Below are 20700 nucleotides of genomic sequence, written 5' to 3' on the forward strand. Positions count from 1 at the left end.
GCCGATTTGATGAAACAGATCTCTCCGGCCACGCAGGCTTATCAACGACTGCGCTCGCAAGCGCCCAAGGGCGAAACGCATCCAGAGCTCGATCGGCTGCAATGGATGATCGAAGAGTTCCGCGTGTCTCTATTCGCGCAGGACCTGAAAGCCGTCTTGCCGGTGTCGGACAAGCGCATCGCCGATCAGATCGAAAAGGCGAGAGTGGAAGTCCAGCGCGCGGCCTGAACCTTTTGCGGGCGGCACGGCCGCAGTGACTTGGATTACAGTACGGCCTGAGCATCGCATGGGGGAATCATGAAGGCTCATCTGTGGACCGCATTGCTGATCCTGGCGGCCGTCGGCAGCGGCCTCAACGCCGGTCTGTTCTTCATCTTCTCGAACACCATCATGCGCTCGTTCGACCGCCTGCCCGCCGCCGGTGCGGTCGCGGCGATGAACAGCATCAACCGCGTCATCCTGAATCCGCTGTTCTTCCTGGTCTTCTTCGGTACGGCATTGCTGTGCCTGGTGCTGCTGGTCGGCCGACTCGATTCGCCCCTCGTTGTCGTCGGCGCGTTGTTCTATCTGATCGGCTCGATCGGCGTCACGATGGTGTGCAACGTGCCGCTCAACGACCAGCTCGCGAAGCTCTCGTCGCCGGGCGATGATATGGATGCGCAGTGGCCTGTCTATCGCGGGCCGTGGACGCGCTGGAATCATGTGAGAACCGTCGCGTGCCTGCTGGCAGCCATAGCTTTCGTGGCCGAGATTTCGCGGTGACGCATCGACGCTGCGGTGGGCCGCAAGTGCAAAATCGGAATAAGAGATTTTCACGGGCCGCGCGTACGGGCTTTCAATGCCTAGAGGCTGCTGGCCGTCCTACGCAGCGGAGGCAAACCGGGTCAGTGAGATTGACCTAGAATATCCCGGTGCGGAGGCGACGCATTTACTCTCCATCCCACTCGTCGCGACATCGGTCGACGGGCTCGGGCGCATGCATATGTCCTCCGGTGCACGCACGTGCCTCGACCGTTACGGAGGCGCCATGGCAACCTGGACACCCGATCCGACGTTCTACCCGTCCGCGCGAATGGCGATGCAGGCTCCGGCCGAGAAGCTTGCCTATATGGCGATTCTCAGCGTCGAGGGCACCGAGCCCGATGCGCTTGGTGTCGTCGATCTCGATCCGCAATCGTCGAGTTATGGCGAGCTCATCAATCGCACCCCGATGCCCAATGCCGGCGATGAGCTGCATCACTTCGGCTGGAATGCCTGCAGCTCCGCGCTGTGTCCTTACGCACCGCATCCGCACGTCGAGCGGCGCTACCTGATCGTGCCGGGGTTGCGCTCCTCACGCATCCACATTCTCGACACGAAGCCTGACCCGCGCGCACCGCAGATCATCAAGGTGATCGAGCCAGAGGAAGTTCATCGGCGCGCTGGATACTCGCGTCCGCATACTCTGCATTGCGGACCCGAAGGCATCTATGTGAGCGCGCTCGGTGCACCGGATGGTGAAGGTCCCGGCGGCATCTTACTGCTGGATCACGATGCGTTCGATGTGCTCGGCCGTTGGGAAGTGGACCGCGGCCCACAGCAGCTCGCGTATGACTTCGCGTGGCATCTCGGTCATGACGTGCAGATCACCAGCGAATGGGGCACGCCCAACATGATCGAAAACGGGCTCGTGCCGGAGCTGCTGCTCGGCTCGAAATATGGGCACCAGTTACACGTATGGGATTTGCGTCGGCGCAAGCACGTGCAGTCGATCGATCTCGGCGCGGAACAGCAGCTCGTGCTCGAGCTGCGCCAGGCGCGTGACCCGACGAAGGCCTACGGTTTCGCCGGTGTGGTGATCAGTCTGAAGGATTTGTCCTCGTCCGTATGGCTGTGGCATCGCTCGAATGGCCAGTGGGCCGCCCAGAAGGTGATCGAGATTCCGGCGGAGCCCGCCGAGCCCGATCAACTGCCGCCGTTGTTGAAAGGCTTCAAGGCAGTGCCGCCACTCATCGCGGATATCAATCTGTCGCTCGATGATCGATTCTTGTACGTGTCGTGCTGGGGCACAGGTGACTTCCGGCAATACGACGTGTCAGATCCGTTTCATCCGCGCCTCACCGACTCGGTCCGACTGGGCGGCATCGTGAATCATTCGCCGCATCCCGCTAGCGGGCCGCTGAACGGCGGGCCACAGATGGTCGAAGTCAGTCGCGACGGCCGGCGCGTTTATTTCACCAACGGGCTGTATCGCGCCTGGGACGCGCAGTTCTATCCGGAAGGGATCAAAGGCTGGATGGTGAAGTGCGACGCGGACCCGAACGGCGGGCTGAAGCTCGATCCGGAGTTCTTCCTTCCGGCGGAAGAAGGCTTCCGCGCACATCAAATTCGCCTGGAGGGTGGGGACTCGTCGTCGGACACGTTCTGCTATCCATGACGCGCGCATCCATCAGGCCGTGAACGCGGTATGGCCGTGGGTGGCGCTCGCGGGCTTGGGCGCCTTTCACGGCCTGAACCCTGCGATGGGCTGGCTCTTCGCCGTCGCACTCGGCCTTCAGCGTGAGAGCCGCGCTGCCGTGCTTCAGGCATTGTTGCCGATCGCTGCGGGGCACGCGTTGTCGGTTGCAGCAGTCATCGTGGCGATCAGTGTATTGCGTGTCTTCTTCGATATCACGGCACTGGAGATAAGCGCGGCGGTCGCGCTCATCGCCTTCGGTCTGTATCGCTTGGTCGCTCGTCACCGCGGGCGCGCGGGAATGCAGGTGAGCGGCGCTCAATTGCTGCTGTGGTCGTTTCTGATGGCGACAGCGCATGGCGCCGGTCTCATGTTGATCCCAGTGCTCCTGGGCATGCCCATCGGCGATGCGCATAGCGAACACTCGCACCACGTAGCGGCATTCTCGTCCATTGGAGTCGGCGCCGCCCTTGCAGCCCTCAGCATCCACACGTTGGCCATGCTTGCCGCGGCTGGCGCTGTTGCCATCGTGGTGTATGAGTGGGCGGGTCTCGCCTTCCTTCGTCGCAGCTGGATCAATATCGATCTCATCTGGGTGTTCGCATTGATCGGCGCGGGAGTCATTCTGCTCGTCATGGCGTTGCGCTGACGAACGTTCATATCAACGACAAGCTCGCGAAGCGCTAACGCGGCGCTGGCCTCTGAAAGTTGGGCCTGAGGGCGGGCTGATAGTCGGATCCACCAGGCGATGCGGTGAAATCAGTGGAGTCGAACAACGCATCGTCCGGGACCACGAGCGTGATGGCGCGCGTCGTGTCGATTTGGGCGAGCAATGAGGCACTTGCCAGATCCAGCACATGTCCGCCGCGCCGGCGTTCGAGATCCACGAAGTGAAAATGGTAGCCGGGCGCGTTGACCCCCGAGAGAAATGCCGGAAAGCGGTATCCGACCAAGGTTCCCTGCACGTTTTCCAACACGAACACATTCTGGTCTTTCACGACCTCGGACACGGAACGATAGGGAGGTGCTTGTCTCGGTACGCTACGTAGCGTCACGCGGGAGAAATGACCATCCAGCCTGACGGCATGCATCCGGTTTACAGAGCCAACCTGGCCGTCGAGCAGCGCCGTGAGGGTATCGAGACTGGATACGGCATCGATCGCAATCTGCCGGTCCGGCTGAAAGCGCTTGACCCACAACACCGACGTGCGCTCAGTGGGCTCTATCGGACGAAGCTGACCATCCAGCCGGGCCTGGTAGGCGCGCCCGTCGAGGACGATGGCCTCACCGTCCAGCGGACTCGTTCCGCCCAGACCGAAGTCGCCATGCTCGAGCAGCAGCGCGAACGTCACGGGACTTTCCAGGACACCTCTCATGAGTCCCTGTAACGGTACGGCCTGGAAGATTGCGTCCTGTGCGCAGTACGTGCTGCGGCAACCATCAGCGGCGTCACGGACCCGCTGCGGCGTCTCTGACGGTGCAGCCAGCGCCAAGCCGCCGAAAATCAGACTTGCCGCCGCCAGGCTGCGGATCATGAATCGTCTTTGCACTGCTTGCATGTCGACCCTCGCGGTAATCAATGAGACCCTAGCAGCTTGAAGCGACCGCGATCATCGTCGCTGCTCGAACCACACCATTGCTCAGAATGAAAGAGTCGGACAGTCTCTCCCTTATGCAGGCGCGCGAACTAATGTCATTCGCTGTCGCAGCCCGCCATCTGAATTTCGCGCGCGCAGCCAGGGAGATCGGCTGTACGCCATCCGTGTTGAGTCGTCGCATTGCCGCGCTCGAAGCGCGCGTGGGAGGGCCGTTGTTCATGCGCTCCACACGCCGCGTCGCCTTGACGGCGCTTGGCGAGTCATTGCTTGCGCACAGCGGGAGACTCGAGTCCGCGATCGCCGAGATCAACGCCGAGTTGCATGGACAATCGATCGAGCCCGCGGGTGTAGTCAGGCTGCATGTGCCGTCCACTTACGGGCGACGCTGCGTTTCTCCCTTGATTCCTCAGTTGCTGGCTGAGCATCCACGGCTGCGGCTGGATGTTACTTTCGATGACGATTACGTCGACCTGATTTCCGCGCGTATCGATATCGCCTTACGCATCGGATCCTTCGACGACTCGGGCCTGATCGGAACCGGGCTGCGACCCATTCGCAGGTTGCTGTGCGCCTCGCCTCTCTATTTGAAAGGCGCACCGCGCTTGGATCACCCGGAAGATCTGCAATTGCATCGATGTCTGGCGTTTCAGGGCTTGCGCACCGGCGATACGTGGCTATTGATGCGAAATGCAAAGCAAGCTGCCGTCCGCATTCGTCCGGTTCTTCGCGCCAATAGCGCGGCCGCACTGCGCGACGCAGTGCTGGCCGGCTCTGGCGTTGCTCTATTGGCGGATTTTGTCGTCGGCGACGCAATTGCGGACGGTAGATTGACGGAAGTACTTCAGGGGTGGTCGCCGGTTCAGCCCCAAGTGAAATTGCTGTGGGTCGCCGGCGCGGACCGCTCCAGGAGCGTCCGCGCCGTGATCGATTTTCTTCGGCGAAAGCTTGGCTAAGGGGACATCATGATTAAGTGGACGTGCATCATCATTTCCTGCTGTGCGCTTGGCAGCGCTTCCGTCGCGGAGCAAACGGGGGTGGAAGCGCTCAGGAGCCAGGGAATCTACCGCCTTCCGTACGAGGACGGTACAGTCGTCAAGGTCTTCGACGATTTCACGAGCCATCGGCCGCGGGGGCGAATCGATTTTTTTGCCATCGAGGGATCACAACCTTATCGAGTCGTGGCAGCGGCAGCCGGGCGCGTGACGGCGATTCAAGATTCGTTTCACGAGCAACAGAGCGGCCGGGCGGCCGCGGAATGCCGCAACAACTATGTGTGGATTGAGCACGCGAATGGCGAATGGACCAACTATTCGCACCTCGCACGAGGCTCAGTGAGCGAACTCGCAAAGCTGAAAATCGGCGACTTCGTGGCGGCAGGTGCCTTCATTGGCAATGAGGCGGCAGTCGGCTGCGCCATGCTCGATCACGTACATTTCGAAGTGGCCGTTCCGGACCGAAGAGCGCCGATCGACAGCGGCGGCTTTCTTCTGGACAACGAGGGAGGCAAGCGTGAGAGGAACCCGCAGTTCTGCAATCTGCCGACTGGGGCGGTGGTGAAAGACGGTACGTATCGGGCAGCCGCCTGTTGAGGCGGCAGTCTTCCGATCAGGTAGCGCGTGGCACGTGTTGCTTGCTTTTGGACGATACAAATGCCACGAGAACTGCGTGGAAGACTCCTTCGACTACAGCAACGACGATTAGCGCTGAAGCCATATCTGTATTGCCGCCGATCAAGCATAGGAATGCAGCGGCCAAAACCAGTCCAACCCCGATAGCGAGACCTTTCCAAGTAAAAACACGGTTCATTGGGTGCTTCGGCCAAATAAAGGACTTCGTGGTCGACCCGAAGACTATACCTGCGAGTAACGGAATCTGTGAAGGCTCGAGTCCGGTGAACGCCGGATCTTTGATTCCGAGAGCTATACGCGGCAGCTCATCAGGTCGAGGTGCCGTTCGATCTCGGCCCGGGTATCGCCTTCTTCAAAGGCTAGGGCTGCCATCTGATACCGTCGGCCTTTCGTAGCAGGACGTTTCGTTTGCGGCGAGCGGCGCTGCGATCATCTCGTGATTTGAGGCCCTGGTGGATGATCCCCACGAAGCGATTTGCCCTGTTCCTGCGGTCTCGATTAGGGTTCGCGTGCTCGGCTCGCTCAAGATCGAGGCATCACCATGCGTTTCAACGGAATGATCATGACAACGGCGTTGCTCTTGGCAGCGCCGCTTGCGGCAGCCCAGACGACGCAGGCCGATGCGGCGGCTGCAGCCCGCGACTCCGCGATAGCGGCGGATGTCACTACCGTGATGGCCGAGCGGCAAATTCCAGGCGCCCAGGTTGCGATCGTCATGCCCGACGGCGCGATCTGGGAGCGGAGCTTTGGGTTGCGCGACCTGGCGTCTTCCTTGCCCATGACGTCCGATACGCTCATCCAGGTCGGATCCGTGACCAAGATCTTCACGGCCTCCTTGATCGCGGACCTTGTTGCCGAAAGATCGATCAAGTGGTCCGACAGCCTGGTGGCACGGCTTCCGGGTGTGTCTATTCGCCCCGACCTCGCCGACATCACGCTTGATGAGCTCGCGACCCATACAGCCCGCCTGCCACCGAATCCTCCAAACCGCGTCGATGTCGATGGGGTCATGCAGCCTTATAGCGTGGCCGCGCTCTATGCCTCGTTGTCGAATCCCGACGTACGGCGCGTCGAGCCTGGACGAAGTTATTCGAACTGGGGCTATGCGCTGCTCGGCCATGTCGTCGAAAAAGCCGCGGGGCAACGTTTCGAGGATGTGCTTCGCGAACGTATATTCGAGCCTCTGGGCATGTCCCATTCCAAGATCGATCTGTCGCCCGCCGATGAGCGCCGGCTTGCTGTGCATTACTGGCCTGAGGACGAGCCGCGCATCCCTCGTCCGCGTTGGGTCTTTGGTGAAGTTGCGGGCTTTGGAGGGATTACCAGCACTGCCGGAGATCTCGCGAAGTTTCTTCGCTATCAGATCGAACCGGAGAGTCGTGGAGAGGTGCTCGATGCTGCCGGTATGCAGTCACTCCGGGCCGTGCGCACACTTGGATCCAGCTGGCAGGCCGGCGGCGGTCGGGGTTGGTTGGTCATCCGGGACCCCGATGGCACGATCACACTCGAACATTCCGGAGAAGTCGATGGCCACAGTAGTTATATCGGCTTCTCGCCGGACACTGACGTCGGTGTCGCGGTCGCCGCCAATCTCGGCGGATCGAGCGCACGTGAGATCGCCCTTGCCGCTCTTGGCGCGCATCGTGGCGCAGGCGCGCCAGCTGCAACCGATGAACAGAGAGGTCGCGATGTCGCTGGCCAGAAAGCGCCAGTGGGCTGATGCGGAGGTGGCGCTAGTCAAGGTCGTTACAGCGATGCCCGGTGACGATGAAGCATGGCATCAACTCGGAGTAGCACGCTATGAACTGCATGATGTGCCGGGTGCCGAAGCGGCCCTGTTGCAAGCAGCGAAGCAAGGCGAGAGTCCTGCGTCGTCCACATTCATGCTGGCCGTCATAGCTGCCGCACAAGGACGGATTGACACGGCATTCGAACGACTCGATCGCGCACTGCGCAGTTCGGACGCCAAACTCGATCTCGACAGAGCAGAGCTGCGCATCCTGCAGTCCGATCGACGTTGGATGAGAATTGTGGCCAAAGCACAGAGGGCTCGCTCAGGGAGATGAGCGCGATTCGAAAGCCTGCGCTAGTCGATCCCGAAGAAGCGCCCAGCGAAACCCTAGAGGCGCGGACCCGGATCGGCGCTGGCGAGGATCTCTACGGCTTGGCGGCATTGAGTGCGTCCGTCCACGCGCGTCCACCAAGGTAGGATTCGTGAGTCATCGAGCGGTTTCATCTGACTCATCTGCCGCAACATCGCCCACCAGCAGATATCCGCAAGGCTGAATGTGTCGCCGGCAACATAGGGTTTGTTGGCAATCCATGCGCCGAACTGATCGAGCGCGACCGGCAGCTCACGCTTGCCTGCCTCGACGATGCCCTCGCCGGGATCGGGTTGTCCCATCATCTTGGCGTAGTCGCGCGCCATGATCTTCTTGGCGGCCGGCACGAGATAGTTCTGCTCGATGCACAACCATTGATCCATGCGCGCACGATCGCGCAGCACTGTTGGCGCATGTAAGGGGCCGGGGAGCCGGGCATCGAGATATCTCAGTATTGCGTGCGTCTCGTAAAGCCAGAAGCCATCGTCCTCGATCACCGGGATGTGTCCAAAAGGATGCCTGGCGAGGTGCTGCGGCTTTTTCTGCTCACGCGCGAACACGTCCACGATCACGAGCTCGGCGCGGTGATTCTTCGCACACAGGAGTGTGACGACTTGCAGGGTCGTGACGCTGATAAAATGTCCATACAGTTTCATGACATGTACTCCGTTGCTTCCAGGCAATAAACGCCGATGCAGCCGGAGAGGTCCCTGCATTTACCCGGCCTGGATTCGCTTGATGGAGCCTCGTGCAAATTGCGCGGCCACTGGTAGCTCTGCACGACATTTCGCGGAAGCGCTACACGTTGTTCCTTCAGTCTGCGTGCGGATCCGTGTGAGGTGATCGCGTGTATATGGCCAGAGCGGACCTGACCGGAGGTAAAATGCTCTCTGCTTGCATAGCTATCCTGGGCCCATTGTCTGGCCGAAGTGAGAATTCCACTCGGGTAACGCCTCTTCGTTGACGAACTCGATGAGACTCTGCACCTCAGCCATGACCGCACAGAGGCGAGAGAGGAGATCGGAATTGCGTTGCCAGAACTCCGACTTCACCTTTAAAACCATAAGCAGTAGGTCTCCCCGATAGAAGTCACCTTCGGCAAATGGATTCTCCTCGAGTTTGTCGAGGGCCAAGGGCACAAGGAATGGCAGTCCAAGCTGCTGACCGATCATGATTCGCAGATTCTCAACCGTGAACCTTCCGATCGGTACTGTTCTGAGTCGATGGCACTCGGTCACGAGGTGCGATTGATAGTCCGCCTCGCCCCAGGTCACGCCCTCGAGTTCATCTAGCGTGCATTCAAGGACTTCTTTGGTGGGCATGATGGATCTACCCTAGTGGTTCAGCAGGACGACGGGAATCGAATGTGCGGAGGGGATTTGAACCTGCTGTTCGCCAGCGAGGGCCACCTGGGGAGGTCCGTCAAGCCTCTGTGACAAACGACAGTGCGAGCCGCGATCATCATCGATCGCGAGAATCGATGTGCTACGGAGAGCGCTAGGACATAGAACGAACGGAGTCGCCTCGGGAAGTTACCGATCTCGCGTGCGGTCGATGGCGCTGACCAGCGAGTAGAGGCTCGCCAACAGAGGCAATGCAAGATTGAGCTCCTTGGCTTTACGCAGCGCATAGCCCAACGTCTCATGGATCTCGAGTGGGCGGCCCGCGAGCAAGTCCTGCAGCGACGACATGCGATGCTCCGGCGCCTTCGTCTGATAATCGGCGCCGACCTTCTGGACCGCTGCGACCGCTTCAGCCTCGGTGCCATTCATCACCAGGCCCAGCGGCAGGATGGCGCGATCTTCGGTCAACGCGATGCCGAGCGCACGGGCGAGCGAACCTAACTCGCGAGTCAGTCGCGCGATCAGTAGTGCTGCATCGGGATCGGACAGGAATTTCCAGGTGACCACCCGCGTCGTGAGCGACAGGCTGACGAAGCCGACCCAGCCGACGAACTTGCTCCACTCGCGCGAGACGATGTCTGGAACGAGCGTGGCGCGCACGCCGGCATCGTCGATCGTTTTCACGATGCCGCGAGCGGTATCGCTCATCGAGCCATCCAACTCGCCGACGAACAAATTCACATTGCGTGTGAATAGCACCTCACCCGAGGCCAGCAACTCACCACTCGTGTCGGCCAGCGCGCCGAGCGTGTGCTCGCGTCCGTAGGTCTGCGACAGCAGCTCGTCTTTCATCACGCCGTTTTGAATCGACACCGCACGATCGACCTTCACATGGCGCAGCGAGGCCATCGTCTGCTCGGATCCCGGCGTCTTGGTGGCAATGATGAGCGTCCCGGTCTCGCGCAGCTGAGCGGGATCCGTGATCACTTCCACGGGCATGGCAATCTCGCTGAGCCCCTTGATACGAAGCCCTTGCTCGCGCAGCTGCTGAGCGCGCTGACCGCGGGCGAGCAGAGCGACCGAGCGGCCGTTGCGAATCAGATGAGCGGCCAGGATGGAACCGAGCGCGCCGGCGCCCACGATCGCGAACTCACTACGTGCCACGGAAGTCTCCCATCGACATCACGAAGGCGGGGAGGCTATCAAGCCTGACGAGATCAGCCCATCACTTTGAAGTCGATGCCCTGGGCGAGCGGCAGCTCGCGGCTCCAGTTGATGGTGTTCGTCTGGCGTCGCATGTACGCCTTCCAGCTGTCGGAGCCCGACTCGCGACCGCCACCGGTATCCTTTTCACCGCCGAACGCGCCGCCGATCTCGGCGCCCGAGGTGCCGATGTTCACGTTGGCGATACCGCAGTCGCTGCCCAACGCCGACAAGAATCTTTCGGCGTGACGCACGTTGTCGGTGAAAATCGCCGACGACAGCCCGTGATGCGAGGAGTTATGCAGGGCGATGGCCTCGTCGAGCGATTGATACTCGATGAGATACAGAATGGGTGCGAACGTTTCGGTCTGCACGATCTCCCAATCCGCCCGCGCCCGAATGATCGTGGGCTCGACGAAGTTGCCCGGTGGCTTGGCCTTGCCCCCACAGAGCACCGTGCCGCCCGCGCGCTGCGCCTTATCGATGGCTTGCAGATAGCGCTGCACGGAGGCCTCGTCGATGAGCGGGCCCATCAATGTCTCGGACTTCAGCGGATCGCCGATGCGCACCTGCGAGTAGGCGCGGAGCAGTCGCTGCTCAAGCTCCTTCGAGCGCGACTCGTGGACGAACACGCGACGCGTGCTGGTGCAGCGCTGGCCCGCGGTGCCGACCGCGCCGAACACAATCGACGGCACGGCGAGATCGAGATTCGCGAACTCATCGACGATGATGCCGTTGTTGCCGCCGAGCTCGAGCAGGCTTTTGCCCAGACGGGCGGCGACGCGCTCACCGACCTTGCGACCGACCGCCGTCGAGCCGGTGAACGACACGAGATCGACACGCCGATCGTCGACCAGCTTCTCCGCAAGGTCATTGCCCGCGATCAAGAGCTGGAAGATACCGGGAAAGCCGTGCCGCTCGAGCACGCGATTCACGAGCTTCTGCACGGCGACGGCGCACAGCGGCGCCTTCGGCGAGGGCTTCCAGATACTCACATCGCCGCAGATCGCCGCAAGGAACGCATTCCACGACCACACCGCGACCGGGAAGTTGAAGGCACTGATGATGCCGACGACGCCGAGCGGATGCCACTGCTCATACATGCGATGGAACGGCCGCTCCGAATGCATGGTCTGGCCATAGAGCATGCGCGACTGGCCGACCGCGAAGTCGCCGATATCGATCATCTCCTGCACTTCGCCATCGCCCTCGGCTTTGATCTTGCCGACCTCGAGGGTCACGAGGCTGCCGAGCGCGCTCTTGTGTTTGCGCAACTCCTCCGAAACCAGACGAATGGCCTCACCGCGTTTCGGGGCCGGCACGACCTTCCATTGATCGAACACGCGGCGCGAGGAAACGAGAATGCGCTCGTAGTCCGCCACGGTCGCGCCGCGCACGCGGCCCAATAGATCGCCCGTCGTCGGGTTGACCGAATCGATCAGGGGGCCGGAGGTATCGTTCGACCAGCCGTCGCCCGACCAGGCGCCGGCGTTCGTTTCATTCAAATCCAAGGCCGAGAATAGTTCGCGCATATCAGTGCCTGCGTTGATGTCCGGTCTGTCCGCTCACGACGATGTGACCGGACACTTCTTTGCCGCCGACCGCGGCGTAGTGCTTGCCGAAGCGATTCGTCAGCACGTCCTGCAGACGAAAGTCTTCCTGGCGCACGAAGCCATGATGCTTGCCGCCGCTATTGATCACCAGATCGACGACGGCGCAAATGCCCGAGGCGGTCGTCACTTGAATCGCCGACCACAGCCGGCCCGCGATCACTTGCGGGTAGACCTTGTTGACGTAGTTCTCCTCGCGCAACTCACCGTCCTGCTTGCCGGTGACCGCGACATAAATGACAACCACGTCCTGCAGGGTCTGCGGCACGGCGTTTTCCAGAATGCGCTTGAGCGTATCGCGATCGTGGTTGAGCTTCAGATCGTTCATCAGCAGCCGCATCTGATCGCAGTGGCCGGGATAGCGCATGGTCTTGTAATCCATGTTCTGCACGCGCGAGCCGTAGGTCTCGGCGAGCGAGCCCAAGCCGCCGGAGGTATTGAAGGCTTCGTAGAGCGTGCCGTCGATCTCGATCTCCTCCAGCCCTTCGAGCGGCGCGACTTCGAGCCGCCGGCTGTCGACGATGGCTTCGCACGGATTGCCGTATTCGTTGATCAAGCCTTCGGTCGACCAGGTCAGCGAGTACTTCAAGACGTTGTGGGGATGCTGGGGCAGGGCGCCGACACGCAGCTTCACCGCGCGCAGCTCGTCGAAATGACCGATGAGCTCATTCGCCGCGATGGAGATGAAGCCCGGGGCAAGGCCGCATTGAGGAACGAAGGCTTGCGATGCGCCCTCGGCGATCTTGCGAACACCGCGAGTGACTTCGACGTCTTCGGTGAGATCGAAGTAATGGGTGCCGGCTTGGCGCGCGGCTTCGGCGACCCCGACGTTGCAGTAGTAGGGCAGACTGGAAATGACTGCGTCGACGGGATGCTTCTGGAGTTGAGCGCGCAGTGCCTCGGCATTGCCTGCATCAACATGGTGCGCGTGCAGGTGGGTCAGTCGATGCGCGCTCACCACCGCATTGGCGGCGTTGGCGCTCACATCGCCAAGGTGCACCTCGTATGAGCCGGACTCCGCCAGCAGTCCGGAAATCAGCGCGCCGATCTTGCCGGCGCCGAGAATCAGAACCTTCGCCATGCGTGCTCCTTTGCCTGCAAGGCCGGGCGCTACGGCCCGGCCGGGCGCTGTGCTGGGGGCCAAAGGGCGTCATTAAAGGCCTGAACGCCCAAAGCTGTAAACGCCGCGGCGGGCAGGGGCAGGCCTACCGGCAGTTTTTGCTCAAACTGTATGCAATTTTCCACCGGCATCCGTTTGCTTCGCACGGATCGGGTGCTAGGCTCCCGCCCCGCTATGACGCGTACTCCCGACCTGATTCATTGGCATCCCTCGAGCTGGCAGTCCAGGCAGGCACAGCAGCAGGCCACCTATCCCGATCAAGCCGCGCTCGACAGCGTCGTCTCCGAGCTCTCCCGGCTGCCGCCGCTGGTGGTTTCCTGGGAAATTGAAGCGCTGAAGGAGCAGATTGCCTCCGCGCAGCGCGGCGAGCGCTTCCTGCTCCAGGGGGGCGACTGCGCCGAGACCTTCGAGGACTGCGAGTCCGACAAGATCGCCAAGAAGCTGAAGATCCTGCTGCAGATGAGCCTGGTGCTGGTCTATGGCTTGAAGAAGCCGGTGATCCGCGTCGGTCGCATGGCCGGGCAGTATGCAAAGCCGCGCTCGGCGGACACCGAGACCCGCGATGGCGTGACGCTGCCGAGCTACCGTGGCGCGAACGTCAATCGTCCAGGCTTCACCGCCGAGGACCGCACGCCCGATCCGTCGCTGCTGCTGCGAGGCTACGAGCGCTCGGCGCTGACCCTGAACTTCGTCCGCTCGTTGATCGATGGCGGCTTCGCCGACCTGCATCACCCCGAATACTGGGATCTGGATTTCGTGCGGCATTCGCCCTTGAAGGATTCGTACGAAAAGGTCGTGCACTCGATTTCCGAATCGCTCGACTTCTTCGAAGCGGCCTCCGGCCAACCGATTCACGAGAGCACCACCACGCGCTTTTATACGAGTCATGAAGCGCTGCATCTGCTGCTCGAGCAGTCGCAAACGCGCTTCATCCCACGCTCGCAGCGTTGGTACAACCTGGGTACGCACATGCCCTGGATCGGCATGCGTACCGCGGCGCTCGATGGCGCGCACGTCGAATTCTTCCGCGGCATCTCCAATCCGATGGGCATCAAAGTGGGCCCGTCGATGAGCGCGGAGTGGGTGCAGGGCCTGCTTGCCACCCTCAATCCGAACAACGAGCCCGGCCGGATCGTGCTGATCCATCGCATGGGGGCGAAGGACATCGAGAAGCGCCTGCCGCCGCTGATTCAGGCGGTGCGTGCGACGGGCAGCCCGGTGCTGTGGATCTGCGATCCCATGCACGGCAATACCGAGACGGCCACGTCGGGGCTGAAGACACGGCGCTTCGAAAATATCGTCAGCGAGTTGGAGTCGGCGTTCCGAATCCACCGCGAATTGGGTTCTTGGCTCGGGGGTGTGCATTTCGAGCTCACAGGTGAGGATGTCACCGAATGCACGGGCGGCGCTCGGGGTCTGACGGATGCAGACCTCGCGCGCGCCTATAAATCGCAGGTCGATCCGCGTCTGAATCATGAGCAGGCGCTGGAGCTGGCCATGCGTATCGCTGGTTTGCACTCGAAAAAAGGCGCGCAGAAGAGCGCCGTTATAAATATCTAACTTGCCCTGTACTCGGCGGCGGCCACTACAATAGTGGCCGTCGCCTCGATCTTCCTTTCGCGTCGTTCCTATGGCCACGAAAAAGCAAGCTCCCAAGCCCGCCGTCAATTTCCGCCGCTACTCCAGTGAAGTCGTCGATGGCCTGAAACAGGCCCCGAGCCGCGCCATGCTGCGGGCGGTCGGCTACAAGGATGCGGACTTCAAGAAGCCGGCGATCGGCATTGCCTCCACCTGGAGCAATCTCACGCCGTGCAATATGCACATCGACAAGCTCGCGAAGGCCGCGGCGGCCGCGGTCGATTCATCCGGCGGCAAGAGCACCACGTTTGGCACGATCACCGTGTCTGACGGTATTTCCAACGGCGCGCCCGGCATGCGTTATTCGCTCGTGTCACGCGAGGTGATCGCGGACTCGATTGAAACCGTCTCCGGTGCGCAGGGCTTCGATGGCGTAGTCGCGATCGGCGGCTGCGACAAGAACATGCCGGGCTGCATGATGGCGCTCGCGCGCCTGGATCGTCCGGCCGTGTTTGTGTACGGCGGCACGATTCGTCCGGGCGCGGGCCATCTCGATGTGATCTCCGTGTTCGAGGCGCGCGGCGCGCTCACCAGCGGCAAGATCACGCAGAAACAAATGGACGAGATCGAGCGCAAGGCCATTCCGGGGCCGGGCAGCTGCGCCGGTATGTACACCGCGAACACCATGGCGTCGGCGATCGAAGCCATGGGCATGAGCCTGCCCGGCAGCTCCGCGCAGGATGCAGTCTCGAAACAGAAGATCGAGGACTGCAAGAACGCCGGCAAGGCGGTCGTGAAGCTTGCGAAGCTCGGCATCACGCCTTCGCAGATCATGACGCGCGAAGCGTTCGAGAATGCGATCACCACGGTCATCGCACTCGGCGGCTCGACCAACGCCGTGCTTCATCTGCTGGCCATCGCGCACTCCGCGAACGTGAAGCTCGAGCTCGATGATTTCACTCGCATCGGCAAGAAAGTGCCGGTGCTCGCCGACCTGCGCCCGAGCGGCAAGTACATGATGTCGGAGCTGGTGCGCATCGGCGGCATTCAGCCCTTGATGAAGATCCTGCTGAAGGAAGGGCTGCTGCACGGGGATTGCTTGACCGTCACCGGCAAGACGCTCGCGCAGAATCTGAAGAGCGTGAAGCCGTATCCGAAGAACCAGGACATCGTTTACGCCTTCAACAATCCCATCAAGCCCGAGAGCCACCTGGTCGTGCTCTATGGCAACCTGGCCCCGGAAGGCTCGGTCGCGAAGATCACAGGCAAGGAAGGGTTGTCATTCACCGGCCGCGCTCGGGTGTTCGATGGCGAAGAGGCGTCTGTGCAGGCCATTCTCGATGGCAAGGTCGAGGCGGGCGATGTCGTGGTGATTCGCTACGAAGGCCCCAAGGGTGGTCCGGGCATGCGTGAGATGTTGAGCCCGACCAGCGCGATTGCGGGCGCGGGCCTCGCGGACAAGGTTGCGTTGATCACCGACGGTCGTTTCTCCGGCGGCAGCCGCGGTTTCGTCGTCGGTCACATCGCGCCGGAAGCGGCTGTCGGCGGCCCGATCGGTTTGATTCGCGATGGCGATCAGATCACGATCGATGCGGTGGCGCGTGAGATTCAGGTCGCGGTGAGCGATGCTGAAATGTCGAAGCGTCGTGCGAGCTGGAAGGCACCCGAGCCTTACGCCCGCCGCGGCGTGCTCGCAAAGTATGCTCGCGAAGTCAGCAGCGCCTCGTTGGGTGCGATCACTGACGGCGATGCGTGCGAGAGCCACTGATACAAATCGTATGTTTGCCCCGCCGCCGCAGGCGGCGAGGGCGTAACATCTCAAGTTGAGTCGATGTTGAGAGTTAGCAATGGCGCGAGCGATTGAGATTGTTGAAGTGGGGCCGCGCGATGGATTGCAGAGTGAGCCCGAAGTTCTATCGACGGCGACCAAGCTCGAGCTGATCAATCGATTGGTCGCCTCCGGATTGAAGCGTCTGGAAGTCGCGAGCTTCGTGAATCCCAAGCGCGTGCCGCAGATGGCCGATGCCGAAGCGGTGCTCGCCGGGCTGCCGAAAGTGCCGGGCGTGCAATACGTCGGCCTGGTGCTGAATCGCAAAGGCTTCGACCGTGCGCTCGCGGCCGGTTGCACCGAAGTCGGTTTGGTCACGGCCGCGACCAACAGTTTCAGCGAACGCAACCAGGGCGCAACGACAGAAGAGCTCATTCGCACGATCGAAGAGATCGCACCGCTGGCGCGCGAAGCTGGTGTGCGAATGCAGGTGACATTGTCGACGGCATTCGGCTGTCCCTTCGAAGGTGAAGTGCCGGCAGCGCGCGTTGTAGAGATTTGTCGACGTCTCGCGAAGTCCAATCCGTTGGAGATCGCGCTCGCCGACACCATCGGTGTTGCAGTTCCGAGTCAAGTTACGGCGCTCGTCGAACAGGTGCGCGGCGTGGTCGGCGATGTCGCCATTCGCTGTCACTTTCACAACACACGGAATACAGCGGTCGCGAATGCTTACGCCGCTGTGCTCGCCGGTGTCAGCACGCTCGATGCGAGCGTCGGCGGCGTCGGCGGTTGTCCGTTCGCTCCGAACGCGACCGGCAACGTCGGCACCGAAGATTTGGTGTACATGTTGTCCCGTGCTGGATACGACACGGGCATCGATCTCACTCAGTTGATCGAGACTGCTCGCTGGCTCGGCGAACAGCGTGGCAAACCGGTGCCGAGCATGGTCTCCAAGGCCGGCGGTTTCCCAGCGGGAACTGTAAGAGCATCAGCCTGATAGCTGACTTTCCTCTCTGACTCCGTGCCCGCCCCGAGACGGGCTCACTTCGGCAGGGTTTGCGCCCCTAACTTAAGTTAGTGAATCGGGTGCGTATATTGCTGTTTGGCATGGTGGGGCGCGTATACACTCGCGCCATACGAGGCCCGTTCATATCCAATCAATATGCACTGGCAGATTGCGGGCCTCCATCACCGAATGTTTGAAGGAGCACCATGGCCAAGGCAGTGGACAAGGCGTATCACACTGTACGTGAACGCATCGTGCGCGGCGTGTATCCAGCATCCTCCCGAATCACCGAGCAAGAAGTGGCGGCCGTCGCCGGCGTGAGTCGCACGCCCGTGCGCGAGGCGTTGCGAAAACTCCACGCAGAAGGGTTGTTGGAATTCGTCCCGCACCAAGGCGCGATCGTGACGGAATGGACCCACGAAGATCGCGACGACGTGTATGAATTACGCGCCATGCTCGAATCGTACGGAGCCGCCCGCGCCGCCCGGCGCATCACCGGCGAGGGCATCGCCGAGTTGCGTCAGCTCGCCGAAGATCAGTATCACGAAACGCTCGCGAAGCCCGAGGGTTATCTCGAGCGCGTCGGCGATCTCAACAGTCACTTTCACCGTCGCATTCACGAGTTCGCGGGCAGCCCGCGCCTGGTGACGGCGCTGGCCTCGCTGATCGAAGTGCCGTTCATGCTGAAAACCTTCACGACCTATCAGGATGAGGACCTGATCCGCAGCGCCTCGCATCACCTCGAAATCGTCCGGGCGCTGGAAGCGCGCGATGGCGACTGGAGCTCGGCGTTGATGCGCTCGCATATTCTCGGCGCACGAGGAACCTTGGTTGTCTGATTATCTGATTCGGGATCGGGCATCCTGCCACGACCCTCATGACGAGACGGCAAAAGGCGTGACTTTTGCCGCTCGTCCGCCGCTGAAGCGGCGGGGTACTTCCCTGTACCCAAGTGGAACTCGACGAGTAAAATAGTCGTTTCGGGTTTCACGTCAGCAACGAGGGGATGGTCATGATCAAAGTCGGCGACAAAATGCCCGCGGGCACATTCACGCAGATCACCAAGGATGGACCGCAGAAGATCAGCGCCGAAGACTTCTTCAAGGGCCGCAAAGTCGTGCTGTTCTCGGTGCCGGGTGCGTTCACGCCTACCTGCGATGCCAAGCATCTGCCGGGGTTCGTGGAGAAGGCCGGCGACATCAAGGGCAAGGGCGTCGATGCCATCGCCTGCATGGCCGTGAACGACGCGTTCGTGATGAAGGCCTGGGGAAAGTCCCAGAACACCGACGGCAAAGTGGAAATGCTGGCCGACGGCAACGCCGAGTACACCAAGGCACTGGGCCTGGACATGGACGCCACGGGCTTCGGCATGGGTATCCGCGGTCAGCGCTTCTCGCTGGTCGTGGATAACGGCGTGGTGAAGCAGGTGAACGTCGAGCAGAAGGGCGAGTTCAAGGTGTCGAGCGCGGATTTCGTGCTCACGCAGCTGTAAGTGCCGCTCTAAAACAAAGGCCGCCGCATCTCATAACGCGGCGGCCTTTTTTGTTTCATGTTTTGGCGCGCTCCGCGCGCCAAAACATAGGGCTATGGCAGAGCGAACTAGCTCAGCCCAGTGCCTTTTCCAGCTCCGGCAGGACCGTGAACAAGTCGCCCACCAGGCCGATGTCGGCGACTTCGAAGATCGGCGCTTCGGCGTCCTTGTTGATCGCGACGATGGTGCGTGCGTCCTTGATGCCGGTCAGATGCTGAATCGCGCCCGAAATACCCACCGCGACATACAGCTCCGGTGCAATGATCTTGCCGGTCTGGCCGACCTGCAGATCGTTGGCCGCATAGCCCGCATCGACCGCTGCGCGCGATGCGCCCACTGCGGCGCCGAGCTTGTCGGCGAGGCTGAAGATGATCTTGAAGTTATCCGAGCTGCCAAGCGCACGACCACCCGACACGACGCGCGGCGCGGTTTGCAGATCCGGACGACCGGTTGCAGCGGCGGAACGCGTGACGAAGCGAGTGTGAGAGGGCAGCGACGCAGAAACATTCGCCGCTTCGACACTCGCGCTGCCGCCTTCCGGCGCGGCCTGGAACGATGCGGTACGCACCGTCGCGACCAGCTTCTTATCCTGCGGCGCCTCGACCGTGATGATCGCGTTGCCCGCATACACTGGACGACGGAACTTATAAGCGCCCTCGGCGGCCATGATGTCGCTCAGCTGACCGACGCCGAGCAGCGCAGCCACTCGCGGCATCAAGTCTTTTCCGAACGTGGTCGAGGGACCGAACACGTGCGTGTAGTTCGCAGCAACCGCGGCCACCTGCGGGGCGAGCACGGCAGCGAGCGGCTCGGCATTCGCAGCGTTATTGACCGTGAGCACCGTCTTCACGCCCTGGATCTTTGCAGCCTCGGCGGCGACAGGGGCGCCGTCGGTCGCGAACACGGCAACGTGAATTTCAGCACCGGAGATCGTGCTGGCGCAGGCGACGCACTTGGCGGTGGATTGATTGAGCTTGCCGCCGGCATGTTCGGCGACGATGAGAATCTTGGCCATTAGACGAGCCCCTTCTGCTTGAGAGCGGCAACCAGCTCGCCCACATCTTTCACCATGACGCCCTTGGAACGCGCCGCGGGCGGCTCGTACTTGGTGGTCTTGAACTGCGGCGCCGTCTCGACGCCGAGCGAGGCGATCGCGACGGTCTCGAGCGGCTTCTTCTTCGCCTTCATGATGTCCGGCAGCTTCACGTAGCGCGGCTCGTTCAGCCGCAGGTCGGTGGTGAGCACCGCCGGCAGGTCGACTTCGATGGTCTCCAGGCCCGCGTCCACTTCACGCGTGACCTTGGCCTTGCCGCCGTCCAGCTCGACCTTCGAGGCGAACGTGGCCTGCGGGCGATCCCACAGCGCGGCCAGCATCTGGCCGGTCTGGTTGTTGTCGTCGTCGATGCCTTGCTTGCCGAGCAACACGATCTGCGGGCTCTCTTTCTCGATCAGCTTCAAGAACACCTTGGCGGCGGCGAGGGGTTCTACGACCGAGTCGGCCTGCACGAGGATCGCGCGGTCGGCGCCCATGGCGAGACCGGTACGCAGCTGCTGCTGGGTGTCGGCGGGGCCGATGCTGACGACGATGACTTCCGTCGCGCCGCCTTTTTCCTTGATGCGAAGCGCTTCTTCCAGCGCGATCTCATCGAAGGGATTGATGCTCATTTTTACGCCGTCGGTCACGACACCCGTGCCGTCGGGTTTGACGCGGACGCGGACGTTGTAGTCCACCACGCGCTTGAGGCCCACCAGAATCTTGCTCAACTTTCGGCTCCGATA

Annotated in this window: 21 protein-coding genes; 13 read left to right on the forward strand and 8 right to left on the reverse strand. The window is 61.7% G+C overall.

Annotated features, from left to right (window positions below):
* From GYH35_RS07845 to GYH35_RS07860, 4 genes are all read left to right on the forward strand, one after another.
* Nucleotides 1-228, forward strand: a 228-nt coding sequence (locus GYH35_RS07845) for a DUF3418 domain-containing protein (protein ID WP_161828101.1), incomplete at its 5' end; no start/stop codon positions are given.
* 69 nt (nucleotides 229-297) lie between these two features.
* Complete coding sequence (locus GYH35_RS07850) at nucleotides 298-762, forward strand: anthrone oxygenase family protein (protein ID WP_161815115.1); 465 nt, start codon at nucleotides 298-300, stop codon at nucleotides 760-762.
* Nucleotides 763-1027: 265 nt separating this feature from the next.
* Nucleotides 1028-2416 (forward strand): selenium-binding family protein, encoded by a 1389-nt coding sequence (locus tag GYH35_RS07855; RefSeq protein WP_161815114.1) that lies wholly within the window; start codon nucleotides 1028-1030, stop codon nucleotides 2414-2416.
* Nucleotides 2417-2435: 19 nt separating this feature from the next.
* Entirely contained in the window at nucleotides 2436-3083 is a 648-nt protein-coding gene (locus GYH35_RS07860; RefSeq protein ID WP_161828102.1) for a hypothetical protein, read from the forward strand.
* A 34-nt stretch (nucleotides 3084-3117) separates the two neighbouring features.
* On the opposite strand, the gene budA is transcribed toward GYH35_RS07860, so the two are convergent.
* Entirely contained in the window at nucleotides 3118-3969 is an 852-nt protein-coding gene (gene budA / locus GYH35_RS07865) for an acetolactate decarboxylase (RefSeq protein ID WP_161828103.1), read from the reverse strand.
* A gap of 155 nt (nucleotides 3970-4124) precedes the next feature.
* Between budA and GYH35_RS07870 the strand changes: the two genes are divergently transcribed.
* From GYH35_RS07870 to GYH35_RS07885, 4 genes are all read left to right on the forward strand, one after another.
* Complete coding sequence (locus GYH35_RS07870) at nucleotides 4125-4985, forward strand: LysR family transcriptional regulator (RefSeq protein ID WP_202624158.1); 861 nt, start codon at nucleotides 4125-4127, stop codon at nucleotides 4983-4985.
* 9 nt (nucleotides 4986-4994) lie between these two features.
* The gene (locus GYH35_RS07875) at nucleotides 4995-5621 is read left to right on the forward strand and encodes a M23 family metallopeptidase (RefSeq protein ID WP_161828105.1); all 627 of its coding nucleotides are present in this window, start codon (nucleotides 4995-4997) and stop codon (nucleotides 5619-5621) included.
* A gap of 601 nt (nucleotides 5622-6222) precedes the next feature.
* Nucleotides 6223-7380 carry a serine hydrolase domain-containing protein gene (locus tag GYH35_RS07880; RefSeq protein ID WP_161828106.1) on the forward strand — a complete coding sequence of 386 codons (1158 nt, stop codon included), beginning with the start codon at nucleotides 6223-6225 and terminating at the stop codon, nucleotides 7378-7380.
* Nucleotides 7349-7726: a tetratricopeptide repeat protein gene (locus tag GYH35_RS07885; RefSeq protein ID WP_161828107.1), complete on the forward strand. Its 378-nt coding sequence runs from the start codon at nucleotides 7349-7351 to the stop codon at nucleotides 7724-7726. Before GYH35_RS07880 ends, GYH35_RS07885 begins: the two co-directional genes overlap by 32 nt.
* Nucleotides 7727-7779: 53 nt before the next feature.
* Here the strand turns inward: GYH35_RS07885 and GYH35_RS07890 are convergent, their stop codons facing one another.
* From GYH35_RS07890 to GYH35_RS07910, 5 genes are all read right to left on the reverse strand, one after another.
* A complete protein-coding gene (locus GYH35_RS07890; protein ID WP_161828108.1) occupies nucleotides 7780-8418 on the reverse strand; it encodes a glutathione S-transferase family protein in 639 nt (212 codons plus the stop codon).
* A gap of 246 nt (nucleotides 8419-8664) precedes the next feature.
* Entirely contained in the window at nucleotides 8665-9084 is a 420-nt protein-coding gene (locus GYH35_RS07895; RefSeq protein ID WP_161828109.1) for a contact-dependent growth inhibition system immunity protein, read from the reverse strand.
* Between the two features lie 210 nt (nucleotides 9085-9294).
* Nucleotides 9295-10269 (reverse strand): ketopantoate reductase family protein, encoded by a 975-nt coding sequence (locus GYH35_RS07900; protein WP_161828110.1) that lies wholly within the window; start codon nucleotides 10267-10269, stop codon nucleotides 9295-9297.
* Nucleotides 10270-10322: 53 nt separating this feature from the next.
* Nucleotides 10323-11840 (reverse strand): L-piperidine-6-carboxylate dehydrogenase, encoded by a 1518-nt coding sequence (gene amaB / locus GYH35_RS07905; RefSeq protein WP_161828111.1) that lies wholly within the window; start codon nucleotides 11838-11840, stop codon nucleotides 10323-10325.
* Nucleotide 11841: 1 nt separating this feature from the next.
* Nucleotides 11842-12999, reverse strand: a complete 1158-nt coding sequence (locus GYH35_RS07910) for a saccharopine dehydrogenase family protein (RefSeq protein ID WP_161828112.1) — start codon at nucleotides 12997-12999, stop codon at nucleotides 11842-11844.
* Between the two features lie 213 nt (nucleotides 13000-13212).
* On the opposite strand from GYH35_RS07910, the gene GYH35_RS07915 reads away from it, so the two are divergent.
* The 5 genes from GYH35_RS07915 to GYH35_RS07935 all read left to right on the forward strand — a co-directional run bounded on the left by GYH35_RS07915 (nucleotide 13213) and on the right by GYH35_RS07935 (nucleotide 18882).
* On the forward strand, nucleotides 13213-14598 hold the full coding sequence (locus GYH35_RS07915) for a class II 3-deoxy-7-phosphoheptulonate synthase (RefSeq protein ID WP_161815103.1): 1386 nt from the start codon (nucleotides 13213-13215) through the stop codon (nucleotides 14596-14598).
* Nucleotides 14599-14668: 70 nt separating this feature from the next.
* On the forward strand, nucleotides 14669-16384 hold the full coding sequence (gene ilvD, locus GYH35_RS07920; RefSeq protein WP_161815102.1) for a dihydroxy-acid dehydratase: 1716 nt from the start codon (nucleotides 14669-14671) through the stop codon (nucleotides 16382-16384).
* Between the two features lie 79 nt (nucleotides 16385-16463).
* Entirely contained in the window at nucleotides 16464-17381 is a 918-nt protein-coding gene (locus GYH35_RS07925) for a hydroxymethylglutaryl-CoA lyase (protein WP_161828113.1), read from the forward strand.
* A gap of 215 nt (nucleotides 17382-17596) precedes the next feature.
* Nucleotides 17597-18229 carry a GntR family transcriptional regulator gene (locus GYH35_RS07930; protein ID WP_161815100.1) on the forward strand — a complete coding sequence of 211 codons (633 nt, stop codon included), beginning with the start codon at nucleotides 17597-17599 and terminating at the stop codon, nucleotides 18227-18229.
* A gap of 173 nt (nucleotides 18230-18402) precedes the next feature.
* Entirely contained in the window at nucleotides 18403-18882 is a 480-nt protein-coding gene (locus GYH35_RS07935) for a peroxiredoxin (RefSeq protein ID WP_161815099.1), read from the forward strand.
* A 112-nt stretch (nucleotides 18883-18994) separates the two neighbouring features.
* On the opposite strand, the gene GYH35_RS07940 is transcribed toward GYH35_RS07935, so the two are convergent.
* Complete coding sequence (locus GYH35_RS07940; protein WP_161815098.1) at nucleotides 18995-19936, reverse strand: electron transfer flavoprotein subunit alpha/FixB family protein; 942 nt, start codon at nucleotides 19934-19936, stop codon at nucleotides 18995-18997.
* Entirely contained in the window at nucleotides 19936-20685 is a 750-nt protein-coding gene (locus tag GYH35_RS07945) for an electron transfer flavoprotein subunit beta/FixA family protein (protein WP_161815097.1), read from the reverse strand. Before GYH35_RS07945 ends, GYH35_RS07940 begins: the two co-directional genes overlap by 1 nt.
* Nucleotides 20686-20700 lie beyond the last annotated feature (15 nt).

This window comes from Steroidobacter agaridevorans, from assembly GCF_009932555.1.
GTDB classification, from domain to species: domain Bacteria; phylum Pseudomonadota; class Gammaproteobacteria; order Steroidobacterales; family Steroidobacteraceae; genus Steroidobacter; species Steroidobacter agaridevorans.

Excerpts from the sequence above, each read along its gene's own strand:
- GYH35_RS07870 (WP_202624158.1), top strand. The coding sequence starts at position 4,125 with ATGTCATTCGCTGTCGCAGCCCGCCATCTGAATTTCGCGCGCGCAGCC.
- GYH35_RS07880 (WP_161828106.1), top strand. The coding sequence starts at position 6,223 with ATGACAACGGCGTTGCTCTTGGCAGCGCCGCTTGCGGCAGCCCAGACG.
- amaB (WP_161828111.1), bottom strand. The coding sequence starts at position 11,840 with ATGCGCGAACTATTCTCGGCCTTGGATTTGAATGAAACGAACGCCGGC.
- GYH35_RS07930 (WP_161815100.1), top strand. The coding sequence starts at position 17,597 with ATGGCCAAGGCAGTGGACAAGGCGTATCACACTGTACGTGAACGCATC.
- ilvD (WP_161815102.1), top strand. The coding sequence starts at position 14,669 with ATGGCCACGAAAAAGCAAGCTCCCAAGCCCGCCGTCAATTTCCGCCGC.
- GYH35_RS07910 (WP_161828112.1), bottom strand. The coding sequence starts at position 12,999 with ATGGCGAAGGTTCTGATTCTCGGCGCCGGCAAGATCGGCGCGCTGATT.
- budA (WP_161828103.1), bottom strand. The coding sequence starts at position 3,969 with ATGATCCGCAGCCTGGCGGCGGCAAGTCTGATTTTCGGCGGCTTGGCG.
- GYH35_RS07935 (WP_161815099.1), top strand. The coding sequence starts at position 18,403 with ATGATCAAAGTCGGCGACAAAATGCCCGCGGGCACATTCACGCAGATC.
- GYH35_RS07890 (WP_161828108.1), bottom strand. The coding sequence starts at position 8,418 with ATGAAACTGTATGGACATTTTATCAGCGTCACGACCCTGCAAGTCGTC.
- GYH35_RS07895 (WP_161828109.1), bottom strand. The coding sequence starts at position 9,084 with ATGCCCACCAAAGAAGTCCTTGAATGCACGCTAGATGAACTCGAGGGC.
- GYH35_RS07940 (WP_161815098.1), bottom strand. The coding sequence starts at position 19,936 with ATGGCCAAGATTCTCATCGTCGCCGAACATGCCGGCGGCAAGCTCAAT.
- GYH35_RS07850 (WP_161815115.1), top strand. The coding sequence starts at position 298 with ATGAAGGCTCATCTGTGGACCGCATTGCTGATCCTGGCGGCCGTCGGC.
- GYH35_RS07885 (WP_161828107.1), top strand. The coding sequence starts at position 7,349 with ATGTCGCTGGCCAGAAAGCGCCAGTGGGCTGATGCGGAGGTGGCGCTA.
- GYH35_RS07925 (WP_161828113.1), top strand. The coding sequence starts at position 16,464 with ATGGCGCGAGCGATTGAGATTGTTGAAGTGGGGCCGCGCGATGGATTG.
- GYH35_RS07915 (WP_161815103.1), top strand. The coding sequence starts at position 13,213 with ATGACGCGTACTCCCGACCTGATTCATTGGCATCCCTCGAGCTGGCAG.
- GYH35_RS07855 (WP_161815114.1), top strand. The coding sequence starts at position 1,028 with ATGGCAACCTGGACACCCGATCCGACGTTCTACCCGTCCGCGCGAATG.
- GYH35_RS07875 (WP_161828105.1), top strand. The coding sequence starts at position 4,995 with ATGATTAAGTGGACGTGCATCATCATTTCCTGCTGTGCGCTTGGCAGC.